28 protein-coding genes and 1 tRNA gene are annotated in these 24154 nt (G+C 53.4%); 20 read left to right on the top strand and 9 right to left on the bottom strand.

Features of this window, described 5'->3' with window-relative positions:
* Positions 1-88: 88 nt before the first annotated feature.
* The 14 genes from RJ53_RS06700 (at position 89) to RJ53_RS06635 (ending at position 10539) form a co-directional block, all read left to right on the top strand.
* Positions 89-1318, top strand: coding sequence for an NAD(P)/FAD-dependent oxidoreductase (locus tag RJ53_RS06700; protein WP_211530856.1), 1230 nt, complete (start codon positions 89-91; stop codon positions 1316-1318).
* Positions 1315-2025: a dolichyl-phosphate beta-glucosyltransferase gene (locus RJ53_RS06695; protein ID WP_211530855.1), complete on the top strand. Its 711-nt coding sequence runs from the start codon at positions 1315-1317 to the stop codon at positions 2023-2025. The genes RJ53_RS06700 and RJ53_RS06695 overlap by 4 nt, the downstream gene beginning before the upstream one ends.
* Entirely contained in the window at positions 2009-2980 is a 972-nt protein-coding gene (locus tag RJ53_RS06690) for a lysylphosphatidylglycerol synthase transmembrane domain-containing protein (protein ID WP_211530854.1), read from the top strand. Before RJ53_RS06695 ends, RJ53_RS06690 begins: the two co-directional genes overlap by 17 nt.
* Positions 2967-4967: a DUF2298 domain-containing protein gene (locus tag RJ53_RS06685; RefSeq protein WP_211530853.1), complete on the top strand. Its 2001-nt coding sequence runs from the start codon at positions 2967-2969 to the stop codon at positions 4965-4967. The genes RJ53_RS06690 and RJ53_RS06685 overlap by 14 nt, the downstream gene beginning before the upstream one ends.
* Before the next feature lie 117 nt (positions 4968-5084).
* Entirely contained in the window at positions 5085-5453 is a 369-nt protein-coding gene (gene rpl7ae, locus RJ53_RS06680) for a 50S ribosomal protein L7Ae (protein WP_211530852.1), read from the top strand.
* Positions 5454-5460: 7 nt separating this feature from the next.
* Complete coding sequence (locus RJ53_RS06675; RefSeq protein WP_211530851.1) at positions 5461-5670, top strand: 30S ribosomal protein S28e; 210 nt, start codon at positions 5461-5463, stop codon at positions 5668-5670.
* A gap of 5 nt (positions 5671-5675) precedes the next feature.
* Positions 5676-5867: a 50S ribosomal protein L24e gene (locus tag RJ53_RS06670; protein ID WP_211530850.1), complete on the top strand. Its 192-nt coding sequence runs from the start codon at positions 5676-5678 to the stop codon at positions 5865-5867.
* Between the two features lie 5 nt (positions 5868-5872).
* Positions 5873-6322, top strand: a complete 450-nt coding sequence (gene ndk / locus RJ53_RS06665) for a nucleoside-diphosphate kinase (protein WP_211530849.1) — start codon at positions 5873-5875, stop codon at positions 6320-6322.
* 76 nt (positions 6323-6398) lie between these two features.
* Positions 6399-7049, top strand: a complete 651-nt coding sequence (locus RJ53_RS06660; protein WP_211530848.1) for a MarC family protein — start codon at positions 6399-6401, stop codon at positions 7047-7049.
* Positions 7049-7258, top strand: a complete 210-nt coding sequence (locus tag RJ53_RS06655) for a hypothetical protein (RefSeq protein WP_211530847.1) — start codon at positions 7049-7051, stop codon at positions 7256-7258. Before RJ53_RS06660 ends, RJ53_RS06655 begins: the two co-directional genes overlap by 1 nt.
* Entirely contained in the window at positions 7259-8056 is a 798-nt protein-coding gene (locus tag RJ53_RS06650; protein ID WP_211530846.1) for a nitrilase-related carbon-nitrogen hydrolase, read from the top strand. It begins immediately after the preceding gene.
* On the top strand, positions 8053-8742 hold the full coding sequence (locus RJ53_RS06645) for a metal-dependent hydrolase (RefSeq protein ID WP_211530845.1): 690 nt from the start codon (positions 8053-8055) through the stop codon (positions 8740-8742). The genes RJ53_RS06650 and RJ53_RS06645 overlap by 4 nt, the downstream gene beginning before the upstream one ends.
* Positions 8743-8782: 40 nt before the next feature.
* Positions 8783-9988: a threonine synthase gene (gene thrC, locus RJ53_RS06640; protein ID WP_211530844.1), complete on the top strand. Its 1206-nt coding sequence runs from the start codon at positions 8783-8785 to the stop codon at positions 9986-9988.
* Entirely contained in the window at positions 9925-10539 is a 615-nt protein-coding gene (locus RJ53_RS06635; RefSeq protein ID WP_211530843.1) for a DUF5803 family protein, read from the top strand. Before thrC ends, RJ53_RS06635 begins: the two co-directional genes overlap by 64 nt.
* 9 nt (positions 10540-10548) lie before the next feature.
* On the opposite strand, the gene RJ53_RS06630 is transcribed toward RJ53_RS06635, so the two are convergent.
* From RJ53_RS06630 to RJ53_RS06610, 5 genes are read right to left on the bottom strand one after another with little or no spacing between them, the layout of a single operon-like run.
* Positions 10549-11430 carry a thiamine pyrophosphate-dependent enzyme gene (locus RJ53_RS06630; protein ID WP_211530842.1) on the bottom strand — a complete coding sequence of 294 codons (882 nt, stop codon included), beginning with the start codon at positions 11428-11430 and terminating at the stop codon, positions 10549-10551.
* Positions 11431-12585 (bottom strand): pyruvate synthase subunit PorA, encoded by a 1155-nt coding sequence (gene porA / locus RJ53_RS06625; protein ID WP_211530841.1) that lies wholly within the window; start codon positions 12583-12585, stop codon positions 11431-11433.
* Positions 12586-12846 carry a 4Fe-4S binding protein gene (locus RJ53_RS06620; RefSeq protein ID WP_211530840.1) on the bottom strand — a complete coding sequence of 87 codons (261 nt, stop codon included), beginning with the start codon at positions 12844-12846 and terminating at the stop codon, positions 12586-12588. It lies immediately after the preceding gene.
* Complete coding sequence (locus RJ53_RS06615; protein ID WP_211530839.1) at positions 12846-13391, bottom strand: pyruvate ferredoxin oxidoreductase subunit gamma; 546 nt, start codon at positions 13389-13391, stop codon at positions 12846-12848. Before RJ53_RS06615 ends, RJ53_RS06620 begins: the two co-directional genes overlap by 1 nt.
* A gap of 40 nt (positions 13392-13431) precedes the next feature.
* On the bottom strand, positions 13432-14304 hold the full coding sequence (locus tag RJ53_RS06610) for a methanogenesis marker 12 protein (RefSeq protein WP_211530838.1): 873 nt from the start codon (positions 14302-14304) through the stop codon (positions 13432-13434).
* A gap of 39 nt (positions 14305-14343) precedes the next feature.
* Between RJ53_RS06610 and RJ53_RS06605 the strand changes: the two genes are divergently transcribed.
* Positions 14344-15279, top strand: coding sequence for an NAD-dependent epimerase/dehydratase family protein (locus tag RJ53_RS06605; RefSeq protein WP_211530837.1), 936 nt, complete (start codon positions 14344-14346; stop codon positions 15277-15279).
* On the opposite strand, the gene RJ53_RS06600 is transcribed toward RJ53_RS06605, so the two are convergent.
* Positions 15276-16154 (bottom strand): DUF368 domain-containing protein, encoded by an 879-nt coding sequence (locus RJ53_RS06600; protein WP_246496029.1) that lies wholly within the window; start codon positions 16152-16154, stop codon positions 15276-15278. The genes RJ53_RS06605 and RJ53_RS06600 overlap by 4 nt on opposite strands.
* 62 nt (positions 16155-16216) lie before the next feature.
* On the opposite strand from RJ53_RS06600, the gene RJ53_RS06595 reads away from it, so the two are divergent.
* The 5 genes from RJ53_RS06595 (at position 16217) to RJ53_RS06575 (ending at position 20629) form a co-directional block, all read left to right on the top strand.
* Positions 16217-17437, top strand: a complete 1221-nt coding sequence (locus tag RJ53_RS06595) for a cofactor-independent phosphoglycerate mutase (protein ID WP_211530836.1) — start codon at positions 16217-16219, stop codon at positions 17435-17437.
* A 259-nt stretch (positions 17438-17696) separates the two neighbouring features.
* Complete coding sequence (locus tag RJ53_RS06590) at positions 17697-18302, top strand: hypothetical protein (RefSeq protein WP_211530835.1); 606 nt, start codon at positions 17697-17699, stop codon at positions 18300-18302.
* Positions 18303-18315: 13 nt separating this feature from the next.
* Positions 18316-19437: an ORC1-type DNA replication protein gene (locus tag RJ53_RS06585; RefSeq protein WP_211530834.1), complete on the top strand. Its 1122-nt coding sequence runs from the start codon at positions 18316-18318 to the stop codon at positions 19435-19437.
* A gap of 62 nt (positions 19438-19499) precedes the next feature.
* A complete protein-coding gene (mch, locus tag RJ53_RS06580; protein WP_211530833.1) occupies positions 19500-20444 on the top strand; it encodes a methenyltetrahydromethanopterin cyclohydrolase in 945 nt (314 codons plus the stop codon).
* Positions 20445-20555: 111 nt separating this feature from the next.
* Positions 20556-20629: transfer RNA gene (locus RJ53_RS06575), tRNA-Val, on the top strand.
* A 222-nt stretch (positions 20630-20851) separates the two neighbouring features.
* On the opposite strand, the gene RJ53_RS06570 is transcribed toward RJ53_RS06575, so the two are convergent.
* From RJ53_RS06570 to RJ53_RS06560, 3 genes are all read right to left on the bottom strand, one after another.
* On the bottom strand, positions 20852-21781 hold the full coding sequence (locus RJ53_RS06570) for an SDR family oxidoreductase (RefSeq protein WP_211530832.1): 930 nt from the start codon (positions 21779-21781) through the stop codon (positions 20852-20854).
* 210 nt (positions 21782-21991) lie between these two features.
* Positions 21992-22921, bottom strand: coding sequence for a DUF2156 domain-containing protein (locus tag RJ53_RS06565; protein WP_211530831.1), 930 nt, complete (start codon positions 22919-22921; stop codon positions 21992-21994).
* 10 nt (positions 22922-22931) lie between these two features.
* Positions 22932-23369, bottom strand: coding sequence for a GNAT family N-acetyltransferase (locus RJ53_RS06560; RefSeq protein WP_211530830.1), 438 nt, complete (start codon positions 23367-23369; stop codon positions 22932-22934).
* Positions 23370-24154: the final 785 nt, after the last annotated feature.

The raw sequence follows: 24154 nt of genomic DNA, 5'->3' as shown, positions 1-24154 counted from the left end.
TTAGTATCCTCAGTATATATGACTTCTTAGTTAATTAGGCTGAAAGATTCAAAAACTTTCTTATGCTCCCTGATAACACAATAAATGCATGCATATCTGCGTAATCGGTGGAGGACTCACCGGCCTTTCAGCGGCACTCCGACTCTCCGGAGCCCATACGGTGACTGTTCTTGAGATGGATGCTGAGCCGGGGGGGTGCCTCTCATCCTATCGGCTTCCTGATTACGCAATCGAGTCGCTTTACCACCATTGCTTCTCCGGGGATGTACACCTCCGTGCACTCATCAGTGAGCTTGGTCTTTCTGAACGGCTTGAATGGCTGAAAGGAAGTACCGGGTATATGGTAGGGGGCAGCATCTCTCCGCTCACCACTCCGTTAGAAATTCTCCGGTACCCTCATCTCTCCCTTCTTGAAAAGATTCGGCTTGGCCTCTTCGTGCTTGGATCAAAAAAAGCCGATTACGAAACCCTTGATGAAATCCCGGCAGAGAGGTTTATCCGGGAGGAACTTGGTGATCAGATCTACCGGTCCTTCTTTGAGCCGCTTCTCAAGTCAAAATTTGGAGAGAGGCGTTCGGAAGTCTCTGCAGCCTGGCTGATGAGCAGGATCGCAATCCGTTCTGATCGGGGTTCAGAGGGTGAGCGGCTTGGTTATATCAAAGGGGGATTTGTAGAGCTCATTGATGCTCTCCTCCTGAGGCTGGATGAGATGGGCTGCAGGGTAGAGACCGGCCATCGTGTCTCCTCTCTTCAGGCGGTGGAGGATGGATGGATGGTGGATGGCGAAAGGTATGACTGTGTCATATCAACCCTTCCTCCGCAGGAGACAGGGCGGCTCTCCTCCCTTCCCCTTCCATCCCTTCCGTACCAGGGGTCTGCCTGCCTCACCCTTGCCACATCATCCGATCCGACTGATGGGATTTACTGGGTGAATATCGGAGATTCTGCTCCTTATGGTGCGGTGATCACCCATACAAACCTGTTGCCATTCGAGAGATATGGGGAGCATATCGTCTATATTGCATCATACTACTCCGGGACGCCTCCGGATGATTGTGAGGAGCTGTTCATTTCTGATTTCTGTTCCCGTTTCTCCATCCCGAGATCCTCGATACACTGGCACCGCCTCCGTATCGAGCCGTATGCAGGTCCTGTCTATCTGACCGGATACCGATCGATGATACCAGACCCGCATCCTGCTCCGGGTCTCTTCATTGCAGGAATGTTCTCATCTGAAAACTATCCGGAACGGAGTATGGACGGATCCGTTGCAGCGGGTGAAGCTATTGCGCAATCCGTGATGGAGTGGTCGCCATGATGGAGGTCTCAGCGGTCATCCCGGTGTATAATGACCGAAAGGCGCTTGAAAAAGCGATCCCTGAATCGATCTCACGGCTTGAGGAGATCACCGGGTCATTTGAACTCCTCATCGCCGAAGATGGGTCCAATGACGGCAGTGCTGAATATGTCCGTTCGTGGGAAGAACGCGATCCGCGTGTCCGCCTCCTTCATGCAGATGAACGGCTTGGCCGTGGCCGTGCGCTGAACCGTGCGTTTATGGAATCCCGGGGGGCGATCTTCTGTTATTATGATGTTGATCTCGCAACCGATATGGTACATCTTGCCGATCTCATCGGTGCCGTCCGTGATGGATGTGCTATCGCAACCGGATCACGATTGATGCCTGATTCTGCAATCGATCGGGGCCATGGACGGGAGATTGCAAGCAGAGGGTATAACGCCCTTGTCCGGTTCTTCCTTGGGAGCCGGCTTTACGATCATCAATGCGGGTTCAAGGCATTCTCCCGGGATCTCCTCACCTCCCTCCTTCCCAACGTCCGGGCACCCCACTGGTTCTGGGATACCGAGATTCTTGTGCTTGCAGAGCGTGAAGGATACCGCGTCTGTGAGTTCCCTGTCGTCTGGAGGCAGGGTGAACAGACGACGGTGAAACTCTCCGATGTAACCGGGATGGGATCAGACATTCTGAAGCTCTGGTGGCGCCTTCATGCTTCGAAAGATTAGTACCGTCATCCTTTCGACGCTCCTTGCAGCTGCTATAATCATATATCTCCTCTCTCGTGTATGGGATGAGCTTCTCATCACACTTCATGAAGCAGATCTCCGGTTTCTCCTTCTTGCAACCGTCATCTGCCTCATAGCCTGGTACCTCCGGGGGTACCGGTACCTGTTCATCCTCTCCCGCCTCTCGATAGTAGTGGGGATCAACTTCTCGACTGCCTGTATCTTCGTCTCTCAGACGGCAAACCTGATCATCCCGGCACGACTCGGTGATCTTATCAGACTTCTGATCCTCAGGCATGAAAAGGGGACAACGTACTCTACCGGCCTCTCCTCCCTTATCGTTGAGCGTGTCTTTGATATCATCACCATCGCTCTCATTGGTGCAATTGCGCTTCCTTTCGTCGTCACCCAGGCGACATGGTTTTCGACGCTCATCGGTGTCACACTCCTTGCGGGCCTCCTCTTCATTCTGATTCTCCTCTTCTCAGGGAGGCTCTCTTCAGAGAATCGGATCTTCGGTAAGATCCTCAAGATCCTGGATGAGATTCGCTCTGTTTCAGGGACGACATCGGCACTCGCACTCCTTTCAGTCTCCTCTGTCGCCATCTGGATCATCGACTGTATCATCTGTGCGATGGTTGCGATGATGTTTGGAGAGATGATTCCCTTCCAGGTGATTGTTCTTGCTATCGTCATCGGCAATCTCGTCAAGGCCGTCCCGATCACCCCGGGCGGAGTTGGTACCTATGAGCTCGCTCTCGCCCTGACATTTGAACTGGCCGGCGTTGCACCGGGAACTGCAGTCCTCATTGCCATCATTGACCATCTCATCAAGAATATGGTTACACTTGCAGGAGGGGTCGTTTCCATCTACTACTTTGGAGAATGGACCCTTTCCCTCCTGAAGAGGGCATACTCCGGGGAGATCAGGGGTGAAATTGATGGTCGGAGCTGAAGCCCAGATTCTGACCGTCATCTTCTGGCTCATCACCCTGAAGATACTACAGATCTCAATCTACCCTCTCCTCCGCACCACCCTTGCAGAGATCGCCTATCCACTCTCATATCCCCTCTCTCTCCTCTTGTTTACTCTCTTCTCGTGGTATGCCGGAGCCGCTCATCTCCCTGTACAGGCGGCGGCATTGATCTTTTTCCTTCTCGGGTGCGTCATGCTCGTCCGTAAGGAGTATGAGCCGGGGGATTTGAAACGAAATCTCAGATGGGATGCTGTGTTTCTCGCCGGATTCCTCTATCTTCTTGAGATCCGGTTCTTCAATCCATCGATATCGTTCGCTGAGAAGTTCATGGATCATGCCTTCCTCGCCTCGGTGATGAGAAATCCGGTGGTTCCCCCTCTCGATCCCTGGTTTGCAGGAGGGGATCTCTCCATCTACTATTATCTTGGGCACTGGATGGCCGGGGCCCTTGGTATCACAACGGGCGGAGAGTCCGTCGTTGTCTTTAACCTGATGCTCCCTACCGTCGCTGGTATGGCAGTGGTAGCAGCAGCAGCTCTTGGCTATATCCTTATCCCGCGGTACTTCCTTCTTCCTGCGGCTCTTCTCTTCATCCCAAACCCTGCTGCGATATGGCACCTGATCACCGGCACCCCCATAGATGTAGTACCCTGGGAGAGCACCCGGGTCATCGTCGGGACGATCACCGAATACCCTCTCTTCTCCTTCTTCTGGGGGGACCCGCATGCCCATATCCTCGGCATCTTCAACCAGGTTCTTTTCATCACCCTCTGTACTCTTCTCTATCTCAGGTATGGAGATCTCTCTTTTCGATCCTGCGTCATTCTCGCTGGCATTCTCGCCCTCTCTCTTGGCACTATGCCGGGGGTGAATTCCTGGGATGTCCTCCTGTACGCCCCTTTCTACTGCCTGATAGCCCTACTCACCGGTATCCGGTATGCTGGACGGGATATCCGGGGGTGGTTGCCTCTCCTTGCCGTTCCCCCCCTCTCGATCCTTCTGTATTCGCCATTCCTGGCTTCGATTGAAGGGGCCGGGATCCTCGGAATAGGAATTGTGCCACAGGGGAGCAGCCTCGTGGAATTCATCCTGGTGCATGGATTCTTCCTGGCGGTTTTCCTTCTGTATGGATGGGAAGAGCTGTACCGGTATCCCTGGCTCCTGATACTTCCGCTCATCGGTTTTCTTACCGGATATGGCGCAGCAGGCATTGCTGTCCTTGCACTGCTGTTGATGGCAGTAAAACGATCCGCCCGTCCGGAAGAGATCATCGGTATAGCCGGCCTCGCTGTCATCATCTTCTGTGAGCTCATCTATCTGAAGGATAACATGGGGGAGTTCTACTACCGGATGAATACCGTCTTTAAGTTCTCAATGGCCGCATGGGTGATGATGGGGATTTCGGCAACCGTCATCATCGGCAGATGGCTCTCCCGGCAGACCTGGCCATGCGCTCTTCCGCCATGGGCGATCCGATCCGCTCTGACAGCAGGTATCCTCTTCCTGATTGTGATCCCCCCGTTTACCCCGCTCACCTATGGATATACCACCCAGACCCTCGATGGATCAGCATGGCTTCAGGAAGCGCATCCGGGTGACGCGGCGGCGATTATGTATCTCCGTTCCCTTGATGGCGACCTCCGTATCGTTGAGGCTGTCGGGGAGGGATACTCCTATGCAGGACGTATCTCTTCATTTACAGGTATTCCGACGATCCTTGGGTGGCAGGGCCATGAGCTTGTCTGGCGGAGTAATGAAGATGGCTGGTATGGCCGGCGAATCGCTGATGTTCGTTCCATCTATCAGGATTCGGAGAGATCCCTTCTTCTCCTTGAGGAATACGGCATCACCCACATCATCGTCGGGCCACTGGAGATGGAACGCTATCTGGTTAATCTCCCCGATGAAGGGCTTATCCTCGTCTTTGAAGTGGATGGGACATCTGTCTATGAGGTCGTTACCTGATCGTATGAGAACAACCTTTATCCCCGTTCTCTTCATAATAATATGGTTACGCCAGCATCGGTTCCTGAACCGCTGATGAGTGATGAGGGAGGATATTCCTCCTGAATGAGGTGAGTTATGTCAAAGATGTACCAGAAATTTGAGGTTCCTGAAGAGCTTCAGAATAGTGCGCTTGAAGCGCTTGAGCTTGCACGGGATACCGGAAAGATTAAGAAAGGATCAAACGAGGCAACAAAATCTGTGGAACGTGGCATTGCCCAGCTTGTTCTGGTCGGCGGAGATGTCGAGCCCGAAGAGATTGTGATGCACCTCCCCCCTCTCTGCATGGAGAAGGAGATTCCATTCATCTTCATTACCAAACAGTCCGAGATCGGTGCCGCTTGTGGTCTCGATGTCGGTTCTGCAGCAGTTGCAATCGTTAAATCCGGAAAAGCCAAGGATCTCGTTGAAGAGATTGTAACAAAAGTTACTGCACTGAGAGGCTGAGTGTTCTATGGCTGATAATGGAACGCCGGCAGAAGTCATCGAAGTGATCGGGCTTACCGGGATGCACGGTGAGGCATCCCAGGTGAAGTGCAGGATCCTTGATGGCCCAAATAAGGGGCGGATCATCACCCGCAATACCTTCGGTCCCATCCGGGAGGGAGATATCCTGATGCTCCTTGAGACTGAACGTGAAGCGAAGAAGCTCTCGAGGCGGTGAACAGGATGGTCGAGAAGTACACCTGCAGTTTCTGTGGCGATCAGCTCGAACCAGGGACCGGCAAACTCTTCGTCCGTAAGGACGGTGCGATCTTCTATTTCTGCTCCTCAAAGTGCCAGAGCAACTACCGGCTCCGGAGAGTTCCGCGCCGTGTCGAATGGACCGCAGCAGGCCGTAAGGCCCTTGGTAAGGAGTAATCCGGATGGAACGCTCCTTTGTGATGATCAAACCCGATGGTGTCCAGAGAGGACTCATCGGTGAGATCATCTCCCGGTTTGAGAGAAAAGGCCTGAAGATGCTTGCTGCACGATTCGAATGCCTCCCTGAGGATCGGGTTGCAGCACAGTACAACGAGCACCTTGAGAAGCCCTTCTTCCCCGGTCTCAAGACCTATATCATGAGCGGCCCAGTCTTTCTGATGGTCTGGGAAGGGAAGAATGCGGTCGGCATCATCCGGTCTCTTGTTGGTGCAACCAATCCTGTCGAAGCAGTTCCAGGCACCATCCGTGGTGACTTTGCTGTTGATATCGGCAGAAACGTCATTCATGCCTCTGATTCACCGGCATCAGGAGAGCGCGAGATCGCCATCCATTTTGGAAGCGATGATCTCGTTGCATATTCTGGTATCGCTGAGTCGATGCTGTACGAATAAGATCTATCACCTCCACACTCTTCTTTTTTATCAGCTTCCAGAAATGCCTTAAACAAAGAGGTTCAATCGTAGATCAATGGCCGATCTCCTGACCTTTGGGCTTCTCTCCCTCTCGTCACTCCTGATCATTGTCAATCCGCTGGCAGTAGCGCTCATCTACGTCAGCCTGACGGATACGATGGAGAAGGCAGATCGGCTCAAGGTTGCATATGATGCCAACCGTGTTGCTCTTTTCGTTATGCTGACGTTTGCGATTGCAGGAGGGTTGATTCTGCAGCTCTTTGGTATATCCCTTGAGGCGTTCCGTGTTGCCGGTGGTATCCTCCTCTTCGGCATCGGGATGGAGATGGTCTATGCAAAGACCTCGCGGACGAAGATGACCGCAACCGAGAAGTATGAGGGGATCGATACTGATGACGTCTCGATCGTCCCGCTTGCGGTTCCGATGATATCGGGTCCTGGAACGATCACAACAGTCATTGTCCTGATGAATGAGGCAACGGATTTTGGTATCTATGCATATGCACTGGTCTTCTTCCTCTGCCCCTTCGTCATCGGGATTAACTATTATATGATGAAGAACGCTGATATAATAACGAAATATATTGGCCCGAGGGAGTACCGTGTGATCGGGCGGCTGATGGGGATACTGTTGATCGCCATTGCGGTCCAGTTCGTCATTACCGGGCTCAGGACGGCGTTTCCGATTCTTATTGGAGGTCTGTAATGGTGCAAGTGAATGGATTTGATCTCTTTTTCCTCTTCCTCGGGGGGTGTATGATCATCGGAGCAGGACTTGTCGGGTTGATGACGCTTGGGTATGAGGTCAGCTATACCCCGATGGTTCTCATCGCCATTGCGATGCTTATTGCCATGGTAGCTGTTGTTGTCATCCTCACCGGATATTTTTCAGGAAAGGAGCGGCAGGGTGAGTAGATGGAGATCTGCTTAGCCCAGCTTGCATCAGTGATCGATGATCCGGATGCCAGTCTTCAGAAGGCAGATGATGCGGTATCCGAGGCTGTATGCCGGGGCGCAGATCTCATCGTCTTTCCCGAACAGTTTGCCACCGGTTGGGATCCGGGATCGACACGTCATGCCGAGGGTGATGAGGGTCCGATCATCTCAGGATGGAGCCGGATCGCAGAGGAGTATGGTGTCTGGATTGCGGGATCTCATCGCGAGATATCTGATGGGGGTGTCAGGAATACAACACTCCTCATCGATCCCGACGGCACGCTGAAGGGTCGGTATGCAAAGATTCATCTCTTCACCCCCGGGGGGGAGGGTGAGCAGTATACAGCCGGGGATGCGTTTGTTATCTGTGATATTGCGGGTATACGGGTTGGATGTGCCATCTGTTATGATCTCCGGTTCCCCGAACTCTTCAGGCGATATGCCGATCGTGGGGCGGAATGTATGATCGTTCCTGCTGCATGGCCCTGCAGTCGACTGGATCACTTCCATCTCTTTGCCAGAGCGCGGGCGGTTGAGAACCAGTTCTATCTTGCCGCTGTCTGTACAACAGGCAGAACACCTGTCGATACGTACTGTGGCGGCTCATGTATCGTTGATCCTTCGGGGGAGGTGATCTCCCGGGCGGGTGATGGTGAGGCTCTGATATCGGCACCGATCTCCTCAGATCAGATTCAGCAGGTGAGGGAGGCGTTTCCGATGCAAAGAGACCTCCGGCGTGACATTTACATGGATCTAACCTCCTATAATAGAGAATGAAAGGATCTGAGCATCTTGGCCTGTCACTTCTCTCTGGTGGGCTGCTCTTCATCCCCCTTCTGCCACCATCTCCTGGAACCTACATCCTTCTGTTTTCGGGCCTTTTCATCGGATCAATGGCGCCGGATGCCGATATCAGACGTTCACCCGTGAATAATCAGGGCGGCTTCTCTCCTCTGACCTCCATATTCATGTATGCCATCAGATATCTGATCTACTATCCCGCATCTCTCGTCTTCATGGCCATCTATGGGAAGCGGTGTACACCACGACATCGGGGTCTCCTGCATTCGCTCCCGGGCATAACGATCATGTCGGTCATCATCGCCCTCTTCCTCCTCGCATGTGCAGGCTATTGTGAGATCTACCTGACCGAACAGATCCTCATCTTTATTGTGGCATTTTTTTGTGGTGCGCTCATTCATCTCGCCGCAGACACCTGTACACTGACCGGAATAGGATGGCTCTTCCCCCTCTCACGCAGGCGACTCTCCGGCAGCATCAGGACCGGAGAGAAGACGGATATCCGACCTCTCCTCTATCTCTGCACACTTGGCCTTGCCGGTCTCTTCATCCTTTTCCTGCCGGTATACGGGGTTGTGGCTGATGACATCTATCCATACTCGGGGATCATTCTTCTCCCTCTCCTCTGGCTCATCTTCTTCATATCAGCGGATGTCCGGTGAATCCCTTCCTCTTATTATCCATCGGATCACATCTATACGCATGCATCGTCTCGTCTGCATCCATTGTAACACCCAATATCCACCGGATGCGGTCATATACACCTGTTCTGCATGTGGCCACCTCCTAACGGTCGAGTATGATATTGATACCATCTCTGTTTCACGCTCTGATCTCCTCTCAAGACCACTCTCTGTCTGGCGGTACCGTGAACTCCTTCCGGTTGATATCCCGCCGGTGACACTGCAGGAGGGAGGCACCCCACTCTACCACCTCAAGCGGATTGGTGAAGAGATTGGCCTTAAAAACCTCTATGCAAAGCATGAGGGAATGAACCCAACCGGTTCGTTCAAGGATCGCGGGATGACACTTGGTGTCTCGATGGCCATCCAGTTGAATATGAAGATGGTCGCCTGTGCCAGTACCGGGAATACCTCGGCCAGCCTTGCTGCATATGCTGCACGGGCCGGGATCCCTTCAGTTGTGCTCCTTCCGGCAGGGAAGGTTGCCATCGGAAAGGTTGCCCAGGCACTGATGCATGGCGCGCGGGTCATCTCGATCAACGGCAACTTCGACCGCGCCCTTGAGATGGTACACGAGCTCTGTATCTCACATGGCATCTACCTCCTCAACTCGGTGAACCCGTACAGGCTGGAGGGGCAGAAGACGATCGGATACGAGGTGATTGATCAGCTTGGATATGTTCCTGATCGAATCGTCCTTCCCGTTGGCAATGCCGGCAATATCTCCGCAGTCTATAAAGGGCTCACAGAATGGCTCGATCTCGGCTGGATCGATACGATCCCGAAGATGACCGGAATTCAGGCAGCCGGATCCGCCCCCGTCGTCCGTGCGATCCAGGGTGATCTCCCTTCAGTAGTCCCTGACGCCTCACCGGAGACGGTGGCGACCGCAATACGGATCGGTGCCCCGGTGAATGGTGAGAAGGCACTCATTGCCATCAGGAAGACCGGCGGTATCGCAGAATCGGTGACCGATGAAGAGATCCTCTCGATGCAACGGGATCTTGCCCGGCTTGAGGGAATCGGTGTTGAGCCGGCTTCGGCTGCATCGGTTGCAGGAATTAAGAAATTACAGGAGATAGGAATGATCGATTCTGATGAAGAGATCGTCTGTGTCGTAACTGGCCACCTCCTCAAAGATCCCCAGACGGTGATAGCTCAATGCAGTCCCCCCATAGAGATCGACGCTACATTGCCTGCATTGCTCTCTGCCTTGCAGCTCTGATACTGGCAGCTCCGGTCTCAGCCCTGGATGCCGTCTTTACGGTATATGAGAACGGGACCGGGTACTCGGCAGTCATTGAAGTGGTGGATGCCGAGGAGTACCGGTTCACAGAGCCCGGTCTCCTTGGGGAGGCCGTCCCGATACAGGCCCGTGATATCAGGCTTATTGACGGATCTGGAGAGATAGTGTTCTCTGGAGATGGCGAATCGAGGATCACCTTCCCGAAAGGAGATTACCAGCTCTTCTATGAAGGAACGCTCTCCGGCAACTCATTTGCCGCAGTCTTTTCTGATCCTCATAATGTCACGGTCTATCTTCCGGCAGCATATGATGTCAGAAATCCGTTCCTTGGGTATGTGAGCCAGGGTGGAAAGACCGGGGTCGTTGAAGATGGCCTTGCGATCACCTGGGAGAAGACGCGATATGCTGATCTCAGGTACTATGATGAGACCCGGGAGATCATCCTCCATGCATTCGGAATGATCTGGATAATGGTGATGGTTATTCTCCTCTTTGGTTATTACACAATGAGGGTGAGCACAAAAGAGTAGTTGGGATCGTTAAATATCGATCCCAAATTTTGCGGCATTTGCATCCGCGATCGCCTGAATCTTTGCGATCTCTTCTTCATTTCTCTTTGGCTTGAAGAGGTGGCGGAACCGCTTCTGCACCGAGAGATACTCCTCGACCGGTTTTCTCTTCACCTTCTTCGCTTTCCTGAGGACACCATCGACCATCTCATAGTTTACCCAGAGTCCGGTCTCGATGGCAAGCTTTCCGACAGCCACCGTCTGATCTCCCTCAAAGCCCCATCCTGTACAGCATGGTGCATGAATCTGGATATACGTGGCTCCAGGGGTGTTGACGGCTGTCTCAACCTTCTTCATGAGATCGGTCGGGTATGAGAGGGATGCCGTTGCGACATATGGTGATCCATGGGCGGCAAGGATGGCTGGAACATCCTTCTTTGCATGCTTATTCCCCATCGAGCAGGATCCTGCCGGGCTTGTTGAGGTGCTCGCGTCGAAGGGGGTTGCACCGGATCGCTGGATCCCAGTGTTCATGTACGCCTCATTGTCATAGCAGATGTAGGTGATGTCATGGTTCCGCTCAAAGGCCCCTGAAAGGCAGAGCATCCCGATATCGACCGTAGCTCCGTCACCCCCGATGACGAGAACCTTCTCGCTGCGCCCCTGCCGTTTGAGTGAGGCCTCGATTCCTGAAGCAACAGCTGCGGCATTTTCAAAGAGTGAGTGAATCCAGGGAACCTTCCATGCAGTCTCCGGGTAGGGTGTCGTGAAGACCTCAAGACATCCGGTCGGGGAGACGACGATGACATCCTCTCCGGCGCCTTTGAGGATCATCCGCACAGCAGTTGCCGCACCGCACCCGCCACACGCCCGGTGACCGCACTCGAAGTTTTCAATACTTTTATCGACCATTTACAACAACTCCTCGCGCAGTCCATAGAACATATCGCCACTCCCCTGTTCGGCGAGTTTCGTGATCGCTCTGATGTCCTTCTTTCTGATATCTCTTCCACCAAGACCGAGGATATAGTCATAGACTGCAATCGATGACCCATAGAGTGCATCCTTGATCTCAAGGCCGACTGCACCTTTTGATCCGAGTGAGACGTTCTTGTCAAGGATTGCCACTGTCTTCACATGTGCAAGTGCGGCGGCGATCTCCTCGTCAGGGAATGGACGGAAGCACCGGATCTTCAGGAGACCTACCTTGATACCGTCTTTTCTCATCTCATCGATTGCGTCCTTCACGGTCCCACAGATCGAACCCATCGCGACAAGGGCGATCTCTGCGTCTTCAAGTTCGTACCCTTCGATAAGTCCGCTGTAGTCACGGCCAAACTGCTCTTTGAAGAGGGTTCCATACCTGACAATAGCCTCTTTCGCCCGGAGCATTGCCCGCTGGTTCTCGTAGCGGAACTCCATATAGTAGTCCGGGGTGGCATACATCCCAAATGAGATGGGATCCTTTGCATCCAGCCGCTGGTATGGGTTGAATGCGGGCAGGTATGCATCGACCTCTTCCTGCGTCGGCATATCAACAGGCTCATAGGTGTGTGATAAAATGAAGCCGTCAAAACAGACGAATGCCGGCAGGAGGATGTCATGATCTTCACAGACCCGATAAGCGAGGAGATGAAGATCAAGTGCCTCCTGGTTATCTTCCGCATACAACTGGATCCAGCCGGAGTCACGAAGCGAGATCGAGTCCTGCTGATCGTTCCAGATGGAGAGTGGTGCGCTCATTGCCCTGTTTGCGATCGTCATCACGATCGGGAGGCGCATCCCTGCTGCATTAAAGCAGACCTCATACATCAGGGCAAGGCCCTGTGATGTGGTTGCTGAGTACGTCCGTGATCCGGCGGTCGAAGCGCCGATACATGCGGAGAGTGCGGAAAACTCGCTCTCGACACAGATATACTCGGCATCAAGCTTGCAGTCTGCGACCATCGAAGCGAGCGCCTCGACGATATGGGTCTGGGGAGTGATCGGGTATGCGGATACGACCTGTGGCCGGCAGAGCCGGACAGCCTCGGCGACCGCGTGTGATCCTTCAAGTATCTCTTTCATCTACTTCTCCTCCTTCTCCATGGTGATCGCGTCTCCGGGACACTCTTCTGCACAGAGTCCGCAGCCTTTGCAATAATCGAGATCCGGAACATACTTCTTCTCGCCCTTTTTCTCGATGCATCCCTCCGGACAGAGCAGGACACAGATCTCACAGCCGGTACAGGTCTCTTCGGTAAAGATTGGGTAGAATACCCGCCATGAACCTGTTTTATTATCCCTGCCCCGGCCGGGGCGGGCAGTACATCCGATATTCAGCGGCATTATGCATTTCCTCCCTTCACCATCTCAAAGGCTCTCTGGGCGGATCGTATGTTCGTATCCGCAAGTTTACCTTCGAATCTGCCGCGGATTGCGTCTTCAAGTGCAGAGAAATCTATTTCGCCGGTTGCTGCGGCAAAAGCCCCCATCAGGGCGGTGTTTGTGATCGGAAGGCCGATCTCTTCAAGCGCAATCTTTGTGGCATCGATAGTGATGATCCGGACACCTTCGGGTGCCTCGTAGCCACCTGACTTCTCGGTATTGACGATTGCAATCCCTCCCGGCTTCATTCCGGCGAAGACGTTTACGTCCCGAATCAGTGTGCTGTCCTGGACGATGATGTAGTCCGGCTCATAAACCTGGCTCCGGAGGCGGATCGTCTCGTCACTAAGCCTGACGAACGCCTGTACCGGGGCACCACGCCGTTCGACACCAAAAGCGGGGAAGGCCTGGGCATACACGCCACCTGCAAATGCTGCAACTGCAATCAGTTCAGCCGCGGTGACAGAGCCCTGCCCCCCTCTTCCGTGGATGCGTAACTCTCTCAAGAATAACCCCGTATAATCTTACACGATTAATCATATAAATTTACACGTCCACAGGAATCCCTAGTATTTCCCTTCGACCGGCGGCGATATCTTCTGCGATCATTGAAAGACCACGTGAGGCGGACCATTCATCATAGGTTGCAATGTCCCGGTCGAGGAGCTGTCTCACTTCTTTGGCAATGGCAGGCGCACACGATCCGGCGAGCGCCACCTTCGCCTCCGGGGCAAGGAGAAGGAGGGATGCGCATTCCATCGCAGCGAAGAGCGCAATCGTCGGGAGATGGAGCTCTTCCGGGAGATTATCGGTCACTCCCGCATGCATGAACGCCTCGTTTGCAGTCTCTGCACCATCATCTATTCTTCTGATTGCGTCGACATCAAGTGCGCCGTGCCGTGTACCGGGGGCAAAGATGCAGGCATCGAATCCTCCAATGATCCGGGACTCTCTGATGAGGAGGGTGACGGTGTTCGAGCTTGTATCAGAGACAATGAAGGTATTTCCGAGATCCCTTGAGACTGCATAAGCTATCCCGATCTTCTCAGGGCTTGTCTGGTGTGAATAGATCTTGAATCTTGGATCGGTATCGGATCCCCGATGAATGCCGGGGATGGCGATGGCGGGGATGCCTGAGGCGGCGATCATATCAAAGACCCGGGTGCCTCCGCCGACATGCTCTCCTGCACCTTCGCGTGTGATAACCCCCCGGTTCTTCAGCCTTCGTATATCGGTGATGGCAGTGAAGTTATCGCCCATTGAGTAACAGAGAGCGATGCCTTCAATCTCTTCAACCGGGCAGAGGCGGGTGAGATCATCGATCACAAAATCCCGCGCATCGCTTCGGCTCATCTTGAAGCCGTCGGTTGATGAGGCGAAGCGAATCGCTGTCGTCCCATGATCGATGCCGATGAACATAACGGTACTTCTATGGTCTATCTCCCCTATTAGTCTATAATGTTCAGTATCGTAACCGGTGGTGCCGGATTCATTGGATCTCATCTCGTTGATCTTCTCATCGGACGGGGAGATCGGGTCTGTGTCATCGACTCTCTCTCTTCAGGGAGCCGTGATCATCTCCGCGCTCATCTTGGAAGTGGGGAAGTGGAGCTGATAGAAGCCGACCTCCTCTCCGATGGGTGGCAGGGGGCATGCGCAGGTGCCGATCGTCTCTTCCACCTCGCCGCCGATCCTGATGTCAGGGGGAGCGCAGAGACTCCCTGGTCAGTCTATGAGAATAATGTGACTGCGACGATGAAGGTGCTTGAGGCGATGCGGGAACATGGCGTCCCCGAGATATCGTTTACTTCGACCTCGACGGTCTATGGGGAGGCCTCGGTCATCCCGACACCTGAGGAGTATGCGCCCATGATCCCGATATCGGTCTATGGGGCGAGCAAACTTGCATCAGAAGCGATGATCGCGTCATATTGTCATACCTATGGGATGCGGGGATCGATCTTCCGGTTCGCCAATATCATCGGCCCCCGGAGTAACCATGGCGTGATCTTCGACTTCATCAGGAAGCTCCGGCGGGATCCCATGCACCTTGAGATTCTTGGCGATGGTACCCAGACCAAATCATATCTTACGGTTGGTGCCTGCGTTGAGGCGATGGTCTATGCAACCGAGCATGGCCCGGATCAGTACAACTTCTATAACATCGGTTCGACCGACTGGATCGATGTTGTCAGCATAGCAGAGGTCGTGGTTGACGAGATGGGGCTCTCCGATGTTACCTTCTCATTCACCGGTGGCGACCGGGGATGGACCGGGGATGTCCCAAAGATGCTCCTCTCCATCGAGAAGATGAAGAGCATCGGGTGGAGCCCTGCGATCGGATCTGCCGAGAGCGTCCGCGAGGCGGTCCGGGCGGGGATCCTGGAGATCTAATCTCTCTTTTTGAGACGATGCTCCCTCTTCTCTTTTCTCAGATATTCGATCCCGCCGATGAGAAGTACACCTGCGACACAGGCTGCGACTGCACCTGGTGAAAAGCCTCCTGCTTCTTCTATCCGCTCGATGAGAACCCGGGTCGAGCCGAGCATCAGGCCGGTGAGGAAGGCAAGGACCGCGGCAGTATACCGATCAAGGAGATATCGGAGAATTCGTGAGAAGAGGAGGATTCCGACGACCCCTCCGGCGATGAAAGTGAGGATCTCCGGGAGTGAGACATCGCGGATCGCCTGGAGGAGATACTCATACTGGCCAAGGATGAGGGTGAGGTAGGCGCCGGAGATGCCGGGGAGGATCATTGCACAGAGGGCGACCATGCCTGTGATGAAGATCATCAGGAGGGAGTGATCAAATGAGCCGGTCGGGAGATCCCCGATCAGGTATCCGATAAGAAATCCCCCCCCGACGAAGAGGATGGCGAGAGTATTTCTGGATTTTACCTGCACTGCAATCAGTACCGATGATGCAACAATGAGCCCGAGGAAGAGGCCGAATGCCTCTGCAGGATATCCTTCCAGGATGTGGAGGATCATCCGTGACATCAGGAGTGCCGCGGTCCCAATCCCTGCCAGCAGGGTGATAAGAAAGAGTGGATCAATTGCAAGCACGTCTTTTTTAAATGAGCTGACGTCTCCGCGCAGAATGTGCAGGAGTGACCGGGGACGGACTGATGCGATTGCATTGACGAGCCTGCCATAGATTCCGGTGATGAAGGCCATCGTTCCTCCCGATACCCCGGGAATGATATCCGACCCCCCCATCAGGAGGCCGCGAAGGAAGATCCCGATTGCATCTCTCGTATTCGGTTTCAAGGTGGTATCTGATTGGTGCTATGGAGGCTTTTAATGATACGACACGCACACGTAGATCTACGATGCTTCCGGTTGATCAGTACGGAAAGAGGAGGAAATTTCTCCTCATCCTCGGGGATGGTATGGCGGATGAACCACTCCGGGAACTTGGTGGTCTGACTCCCCTTGAGTATGCCAAGACTCCCAATATGGATGCAATAGCGCGTGAAGGCCGGATGGGATCGCTCCGAACCGTCCCACATGGTTATGAGCCAGGGTCTGATGTGGCAAACCTCTCGGTTATCGGATATGATCCGGTAAACTGCTATACCGGCCGTGGTCCCCTTGAGGCTGCCTCGATGGGTGTTACGCTTGCACCGGATGATATCGCATACAGGTGTAATCTGGTGACGATTCAGGACGGGATAATGGAGGATTTCTCAGCAGGCCATATCTCAAGTGAGGAGGGGCGGGCACTCTTTGAGGCACTTGCAGACGCGCTTCCCGAGATCGATCTCTATCCCGGGGTAAGTTACCGAAATCTCCTCATTGCTCATCGGTCGGAAGGCGCAACGACCGTTCCGCCCCACGACATCGTTGGAGAGGATGTGGCCTCCTCACTCCCGAAAGGGCCTGATGCAGAGCTTTTACGGCGCTGTATGGAGGTTTCCAGGGAGATCTTTGCAGGGCATCCGGTGAATCAGAAACGTCTGGAACGTGGTCTTCGTCCTGCAACATCCATCTGGCCATGGAGCGGGGGCAAAACTCCGTCGCTTCTCCCCTTCTACATGAAATTTGGCCTTAAAGGGGGCATCATCTCGGCTGTCGATCTCCTCTTTGGTATTGCGCGTCTTGCAGAGATGGAGGTGATCAGGGTTCCTGGTGCGACCGGATTCCTTGATACCGACTATGAGGCAAAGATCCGCTATGCCCTCGATGCGCTCAAAAGCCTCGATTTCGTCTATGTCCATGTCGAGGCTCCGGATGAAGCAGGGCATCTCGGCAGTATTGAAGAGAAGGTCCGGGCAATTGAGCGGCTTGATGAGGTGATCGGTATCGCTCTTGACGAGTTTGATGGAACGATTGCCCTCCTGCCAGATCATCCTACCCCGATTCACCTGAGGACTCATACCGCAGATCCCGTGCCGTTTGCCATTCTTGGGAAAGGAAAGGACAGAACGGAGCGTTACTCAGAGCGGGAGGCGAAGAAAGGCTCACTTGGTCTGATGCGCGGGCCGGATCTCCTCCCCCTCCTCTTCTCCCGGAAGACCCTTGAGGAGGATTCGGACTGGCTGCGTTTCTAAAGACAGTTGTGTAAAGGGTTTCGAGGATTCAACCGGCCGTTATGGTGTGTCTCCTCTCCCTCAACCGTTTTGTCCGGTATTGGAGGGTTTTGAAAAGAGAGTATGATAGGCGGCATCAGATCCCTGCGTCATCATCTGGTATCAGCGGGGGTAACTCTCATCATCTGCCTGCCTCTATATGCGCTCTCCCAAAGTATGGTTCTTCCGCAAACCATATTCTTTCATGAGGGGATATTGAAGTATGGGTTCCCGCAGAGATATGACGATCGGCATCACGATTAATCTTGACAATTACGAGAATATCAGGCTCGATGTACGCGAAGAGATCGGATCGGATGAGGAGGCAGATGATCTCATCAGGTTTATGGACTCGCTTCTCTCCCGGATTGGGAGGGATGATCCGGCAACGGCAGAACGTGTTGATCATTACCGGCGCCGTGTCTTTGGGGCCTTCCATCCTCCTGAGGGGCATGTGGTGCCATTAGCAACCTGTCCGGTTACCGGTAGCGACGATCTCCACGAGGAGGCGCCGGGCAGCGACCTCTCCGGAGATGATTATCCAGATCCCATCCCGATGGAAGCGGATGCTGATCTGAAAGGGGTATCCGGGCCTGAGGGTGATCTGGTGGCTTCTGCTGAAGAAGGGCCTCCTGTCGATGCTATGAGCCCTGAAGTTCTCTCTCCGGGGATGGCCGGGCCTGATGTCGGGTACATTGCTCCTGAGGTGACATCAACGGAATCTCAGACTGGTGGACCTGTCTATACCTGTGAGGCCTGTGGGATGGAGGTGAATAAGGTGCAGCATGATGTAAGCCACCTCTTCATGAACCGGACACTCTGTAAGAAGTGTATGAACCAGTCCTGAGGGGGATTCTGCTGTGGTAAAGAGGCTTCTGATGTGGGATGAGACAATCTTTCGTGACCCCGAGGTCTTTGAGATGGATTTCGTCCCTGATCAGTTCCTTTTCCGTGAGACCCAGACTGCGGATCTCGCCTTTCAGATGCAACCGGGGCTTCGGGGGGCCCGTCCCATGAACTCCTTCTGCCGTGGCCCTCCCGGAACCGGGAAGACGACGACGGTGAAGAAACTCTTTGCTGAGATCGAGGAGACGACGAAGAGGCTCGTTCCGGTACATGTCAACTGCCAGATCGATAATACCCGGTATGCAATCATTGCAAAGGTCTATAAAAAGCTCGCCGGTCATCCCCCCCAACCGTCGGGAACGAGCTTCAAGCAGGTGTATGAGGCTGTCTGCCGCCGTATTCAGAAGGATGATATCGTCCTTATCATCTGTCTTGATGATGCGAATTATCTCCTCCATGACAATGAGATCAATAATATTCTCTATCCACTCCTTCGTGCCCATGAGGCATATGGGGATGCCCGGGTCGGGTTGATCATCATCTTCTCGGATATGGATATTGATATTGCGACTGCGGTTGATGCAAGGGTAGCATCCGTTCTCAGAACGACGGAGGTTCTTTTTCCTCCATATACTGCTGCTGAAGTGGAGGAGATCCTCAGGATGCGGGTCGCTCAGGGCTTCTATCCCAATGTCATCTCCGAGGATGTTCTTCAGCTCGTTGTTGACAGAACGATGCGGGGCGGTGATCTCCGTGCCGGGATCGATCTCCTCAAACGTGCCGGTTTCCTGGCTGAGCGGGATGCGCGGAGGACGGTGACACGGGACGATGTCTGTAAAGCATACGAGATCTCCCAGCGCTATCATCTCACCTCGATCATCAGGAGCCTGCGGGATGAGGAGAAGATCGTCCTTGCGGTTATAGCAGAGATGAGTGGTGAGGGTGCCGGGACTGCCGCTGGCGAGGTGCATGCTGCTCTGAAGAAGGATATGAAGCTCAGCTACACCCGGTACTATGAGATAATCAGGAAACTGGATATGCTCCGTCTGATCAATCTGGATTATCGTATCGGGAGGGGAAGAACGCGGGTTATCTCTCTCCGGTATGATCCGGGGATCGTCCTCGATCTCCTTTGATGAATCAATTTGGCAACTCTTATCTATTCTCCACTACTCATTAGTGATGTTAGAGGGATTGTATGGTCAGTGTAAATGAACTTGGATTAAATCTCTTCGAAGAACTTGTAGAAATCTCCGATCTCCTCAATGTCGCCTACCATGAGCTTGATAACGGTTCACGGATTGTTGACTGTGGTGTTGGTGTGCCTGGCGGCTATGGTGCGGGCGAGTACTTCACCAGAATCTGCATGGGGGGCCTTGGCGAGGTCACCTACCGTATGGGTGAGATCAACCAGTTCCCCCAGCCGTTTATCGATATCAACACGGACTTTCCGGCAATCTCCTGCCTTGGAGCTCAGAAGGCAGGATGGACTGTGAAGGCCGGGAACTTCTTTGCGATGGGGAGCGGTCCTGCCCGTGCACTCTCGCTGAAGCCGAAGCACACCTACGAGGTCATCGAGTACGAGGATGAGTTTGACTCAGCCGTCATCTGTCTTGAGTCCGACACCCTGCCAAATGGCGAGGTTATGGAGAAGATTGCAGAGGCATGTAACGTCGAGGTCGAGAATGTCTGTGCCGTCGTTGCACCCACCTCCTCGATCGTCGGGTCAATCCAGGTGGCAGGCCGCTGTGTCGAGACTGCTGTCTACAAACTGAACGAACTTGGCTTTGACACAAAGAAGATCTCAGCAGCCATCGGTACTGCTCCGATTCCACCGGTCCGCGGCCCGAAGCTTGCGATGGGTGTTACAAACGATGCAACCATCTACTATGGCAGAATCTTCCTGACGATGAATGCTCCTGAGATTAAGGAGTATCTCGGGAAGATCCCAAGCAACACCTCGAAAGGCTATGGCAAGCCCTTCAATGACATCTTCAAGGAAGCCAACTATGACTTCTACCAGATCGACACTTCGCTCTTCTCCCCGGCAGAGGTTGTCATCAACGAGCTCTCAGAGGGCGCAGTCTACCATGTCGGTGCTGTGAACCCTGAAGTGACACTGAAGTCATTTGGCCTGATCTGAACTGTGAATGACCTGGGTGGAGGAGAGGTTCAGACGGACTCTCTCCTTCATTTTGGACGGACACGAACGACAGTCTTTAACTGTCAGCAGGATAATAGGTATAGGCAGAACGGGCTTGTGGTCTAGCTGGTTATGACGTCGCCCTTACACGGCGAAGATCTCCGGTTCGAATCCGGACAGGCCCATTCACCTTCTTTTTCCAAAATATTCCAGAAGTATTTGTATTTTCGTGTGACCTTCTTATGGTCTCTTTCATCGATATTGATCGTACTCCTCTCTGCTGTGAGGGGTGCACCGAAAAAATTAAAGTTGTCTGAAGGTCTCCCCTCTTCTTCCACTTTAGGACGGGGACGCCCGGGGGAGGGATCTTCCTTCAGATCGTGTCTTCTCTTTGTTACCTTCTGCCCTTACAGCCTCTTCCGGAACCAGGCGACAGTCTCTTTCAGTCCCTCTTCAAGAGTATATTCCGGATCAAAGCCAAACGCTGTCTCTGCTCTGGAAATATCGGCGAGCGAGTCGCGGATATCTCCCTCCCGCTCGTTTTCATATATTAACGGGCGGTGTATGCCTGTAATCTCCATGAGGGTTTTTGCGAGATCATTGAGGCTGATCCGCTTCCCACAGGCGATATTATAGATGCCGATTGCATCGCTCTCCATCGCCTTCCGGTTTGCCTGGACAACATCGGCGATGAAGGTAAAGTCGCGTGTCTGGCCGCCATCACCGTAGATGATCGGGGATTCGTTCTGAAGGAGCCGGGTGATGAACTTGGGGATGACGGCAGCATATTCTGAATTGGGATCCTGCCGGGGCCCAAAGACATTGAAGTACCTGAGGAAGACGGTCTGGATGCCATAGAGTTCCGAGAAGACCTTGCCATAGTACTCGTCTGTGAGCTTCGTTACTGCATAAGGGGAGAGGGGGTTGGCGGCCATTCCCTCTTCTTTTGGGAGGGTCGGGGTGTCGCCATAGACCGAGGAAGATGAAGCGGTGACGACTTTGCGGACATTATTCTCTTTTGCGGCGAAAAGTACCTGCAATGTGCCGGTGATATTTGCCTCGTTCGTTGTGATCGGATCTCTCACTGAGCGGGGAACGGATGGGATGGCTGCCTGGTGAAAGATGCCATCGATCCCTTTTGTGATCTCATGCATCAGATCGGCATCGGTGATGCTCCCTTCGATGAAGGTGACATTCGGGTGATCGATGAGATCCTGAACATTCTCACGCCTGCCTGTGGCAAAGTTGTCGATGATGGTTATTGTATGCTCTTTTGCGAGCTGATCTGCAAGGTTCGATCCGATAAATCCGGCGCCGCCGGTGATGAGGTACTGCATATACATCTTTTATGCGGACGGCATTATGATAGTTGTCTATTGAGTCTTCCTGATGGTCGTCCGGGATCAGTTGTATTTGGTGCATGGTGTACCTGGGTATGTATCTTTTTAACACAGGCTATGCCGGGCTTATCGGACTGTTGCATTTCTGCGTACTGTATCCACCGAAAAGAGAAGGGGATGGGGGGTGTGAGGTAGTTACTGTCTCGATTATTTATCCTCAAAGAAGAGCTCTGCTCTGGCCTCCATCTCCTTCCGTCGGATGTACCAGACTGGTGCCATATGATCGGGATGGTATCTGCTCTTTGCCTCGCGGAGTCCTGGGGCTCCCATATCCGACTCGCGGTTGATGAACCTGTATGAACCCTGCACCGTCTTTGCTGTCCTCATATTGATCACCTTATAGGTGCCGTCAAACCCGGGGAGGGCCTTTTCAAAGTGAACGACAATCGTCTCCGGGTTCAGTTCTCCCCAGATAGCAATTGCTCCTATCCCCTCTCCGGTCCTGATGAGGATTCCGCGGCACTGGAGGTCGTTGAAGTTGTCAACCGCATAGATGACTGCATCCCGCTCATAGGCAAGAATTGGTATCTCGTCGCAATGTTTCCATTCACACCATTCATCAAGGAAGATCCGTATCTCGGCGAGTTTATCCCTGGTGATCGCCTCGACTGAGTATTTCCGGGATTTCAAAAATTTGTTAATGTGGCCCCGGATGGTGACATATTTCTTTCCTGGCAGGTCGGCGAGATCTGAGGCGAGATAGACATAATCGGCAAAGTCACGATCCTCATGGATTGGGAGATCCGGGTAGATGTTCTCAGTCCACTGCCGGGTTGTCTCATCAAGCATCTGAATCGGGATCTCTCCCCCTTCCCGGTATGCAAGAGAGAAGAGATCAGTGATGAGTCCATCATCCCTGGGTCCGATAGGGAGGCGGAATGTCCGCTCACCATTGACGATCGTCATGATGAGGAGTGAATCATTCTGTATGGAATAATGATAATTGGCATAATGATTCCAGCAGAGCATATTGATGGTGGTATTATCGCTGTGAGTCTGGGGGTATAACTGCAGATATCGCTCGATTGCATCTCTGCTCTCCAGCGTTACCGGTGAAAAATCATCTAAAGAGAGCATTATCTTCCTTTCATTTATACAGCATCGGGATATATTGTATCATCGGTCGGAACCCTATCCTCTCATAGAAGGGGTCTGAACCAGGTTCTGCAATGAGTCCGATCCAGCCGATGCCATCTTCCGCGCAGAGATCAAGGAGATGCCTGACGATCTCCACTCCAATACGGCATCTCCGGTACTGTCTGAGGACGACGAGATCCTGTATATAGGCATCCGAGACGCCATCTGATATCGTCCTCCCCATGCCGACAGCTGAGCCGGTTCTTTCATCGACGGCGACGACGAACCGGTGGCTCCCCTTGATGAGGGCGGGTATATTGGCAGAGTCATAGGTCTCATCCCACCATCCTGCCTCACGGTAGAGGAGGACTATCTCTTCGGGGTTCCATTCGGTGACGGCATACAGTGATATGGCGGGGCGCCGACCTTGATTTGAACCTTCAGTCATGGATACCACTCTTTTCAGCGATGCAAGAGAGATTAATCTATCCTATTCTATTCCTCTGGTGGCTACTGACAGGTCTCTGGGGGTATCTCTTTGGTGTTCCCGGAATGTCTGTATGTGGCGGGGAAGGGTTCGGTCTTCGCTATTTGATCAGAGTATCTGCGCGTCTTCATCATGGCCTCTTTGAATCTGATTCAACGGGGTGTGTCTGCCGGGTTTCTTTGATGTGTCTTCTGTCCCGGCATCTCCAAATCTCTGGAAAATCCGAACCTTTATAAGTACGAATAGCATTCTATGTAGAGTCGCAGGAGGCAGGAGGGCGCCGCGACGGGGCACTGCTCCGCGCAACAGCGCCCGAATCAGCCGCAACCCGGAGCATATCCGGGATTGTGGCATCCTGCCTCCGACCGGGCGCAACTCCCTCGCAGGGGGCCTGCGCCACCGGGTCCCGGTGCTGTATATGCCGGGGCTCGTCAGGGTGGTGAAGAGATTCGATGGGTTCAGCTGCTTTGGCAGGAACCTATATAACCTCTCCCCGCTAACATGTATAATCTGCGCAGGAGATTCAAACAGAGTCTCCGGATGCAGAACGCAGGGGTTAAATACCTGTTCTGCGTATAGAATAAACCCGAGATATTCTCAGTGGAGAACCAATGCGACCCGGCTTTGACCGGTGTTGGTTCTGACGTTGGCTGTGGTAATGCGGACATTCATTGAGTGACCGCTGATTCCGAAAGTAAGCAAGTACGTAAGTACTGGCGGTATCAGGGATGATATCGTCGTAAGCC

Origin of the sequence: Methanocalculus chunghsingensis (assembly GCF_018132105.1) — an archaeon.
Taxonomy (GTDB): domain Archaea; phylum Halobacteriota; class Methanomicrobia; order Methanomicrobiales; family Methanocorpusculaceae; genus Methanocalculus; species Methanocalculus chunghsingensis.
Note: the sequence above shows the minus strand (reverse complement) of the source record. Positions and strands in the feature narration are given on the sequence as shown.

Coding starts and splice junctions, on each gene's coding strand:
- RJ53_RS06700 (WP_211530856.1), top strand. CDS start 89: ATGCATATCTGCGTAATCGGTGGAGGACTCACCGGCCTTTCAGCGGCA.
- RJ53_RS06695 (WP_211530855.1), top strand. CDS start 1,315: ATGATGGAGGTCTCAGCGGTCATCCCGGTGTATAATGACCGAAAGGCG.
- RJ53_RS06690 (WP_211530854.1), top strand. CDS start 2,009: ATGCTTCGAAAGATTAGTACCGTCATCCTTTCGACGCTCCTTGCAGCT.
- RJ53_RS06685 (WP_211530853.1), top strand. CDS start 2,967: ATGGTCGGAGCTGAAGCCCAGATTCTGACCGTCATCTTCTGGCTCATC.
- rpl7ae (WP_211530852.1), top strand. CDS start 5,085: ATGTCAAAGATGTACCAGAAATTTGAGGTTCCTGAAGAGCTTCAGAAT.
- RJ53_RS06675 (WP_211530851.1), top strand. CDS start 5,461: ATGGCTGATAATGGAACGCCGGCAGAAGTCATCGAAGTGATCGGGCTT.
- RJ53_RS06670 (WP_211530850.1), top strand. CDS start 5,676: ATGGTCGAGAAGTACACCTGCAGTTTCTGTGGCGATCAGCTCGAACCA.
- ndk (WP_211530849.1), top strand. CDS start 5,873: ATGGAACGCTCCTTTGTGATGATCAAACCCGATGGTGTCCAGAGAGGA.
- RJ53_RS06660 (WP_211530848.1), top strand. CDS start 6,399: ATGGCCGATCTCCTGACCTTTGGGCTTCTCTCCCTCTCGTCACTCCTG.
- RJ53_RS06655 (WP_211530847.1), top strand. CDS start 7,049: ATGGTGCAAGTGAATGGATTTGATCTCTTTTTCCTCTTCCTCGGGGGG.
- RJ53_RS06650 (WP_211530846.1), top strand. CDS start 7,259: ATGGAGATCTGCTTAGCCCAGCTTGCATCAGTGATCGATGATCCGGAT.
- RJ53_RS06645 (WP_211530845.1), top strand. CDS start 8,053: ATGAAAGGATCTGAGCATCTTGGCCTGTCACTTCTCTCTGGTGGGCTG.
- thrC (WP_211530844.1), top strand. CDS start 8,783: ATGCATCGTCTCGTCTGCATCCATTGTAACACCCAATATCCACCGGAT.
- RJ53_RS06635 (WP_211530843.1), top strand. CDS start 9,925: ATGCAGTCCCCCCATAGAGATCGACGCTACATTGCCTGCATTGCTCTC.
- RJ53_RS06630 (WP_211530842.1), bottom strand. CDS start 11,430: ATGGTCGATAAAAGTATTGAAAACTTCGAGTGCGGTCACCGGGCGTGT.
- porA (WP_211530841.1), bottom strand. CDS start 12,585: ATGAAAGAGATACTTGAAGGATCACACGCGGTCGCCGAGGCTGTCCGG.
- RJ53_RS06620 (WP_211530840.1), bottom strand. CDS start 12,846: ATGCCGCTGAATATCGGATGTACTGCCCGCCCCGGCCGGGGCAGGGAT.
- RJ53_RS06610 (WP_211530838.1), bottom strand. CDS start 14,304: ATGTTCATCGGCATCGATCATGGGACGACAGCGATTCGCTTCGCCTCA.
- RJ53_RS06605 (WP_211530837.1), top strand. CDS start 14,344: ATGTTCAGTATCGTAACCGGTGGTGCCGGATTCATTGGATCTCATCTC.
- RJ53_RS06595 (WP_211530836.1), top strand. CDS start 16,217: ATGCTTCCGGTTGATCAGTACGGAAAGAGGAGGAAATTTCTCCTCATC.
- RJ53_RS06590 (WP_211530835.1), top strand. CDS start 17,697: ATGACGATCGGCATCACGATTAATCTTGACAATTACGAGAATATCAGG.
- mch (WP_211530833.1), top strand. CDS start 19,500: ATGGTCAGTGTAAATGAACTTGGATTAAATCTCTTCGAAGAACTTGTA.
- RJ53_RS06570 (WP_211530832.1), bottom strand. CDS start 21,781: ATGCAGTACCTCATCACCGGCGGCGCCGGATTTATCGGATCGAACCTT.
- RJ53_RS06565 (WP_211530831.1), bottom strand. CDS start 22,921: ATGCTCTCTTTAGATGATTTTTCACCGGTAACGCTGGAGAGCAGAGAT.
- RJ53_RS06560 (WP_211530830.1), bottom strand. CDS start 23,369: ATGACTGAAGGTTCAAATCAAGGTCGGCGCCCCGCCATATCACTGTAT.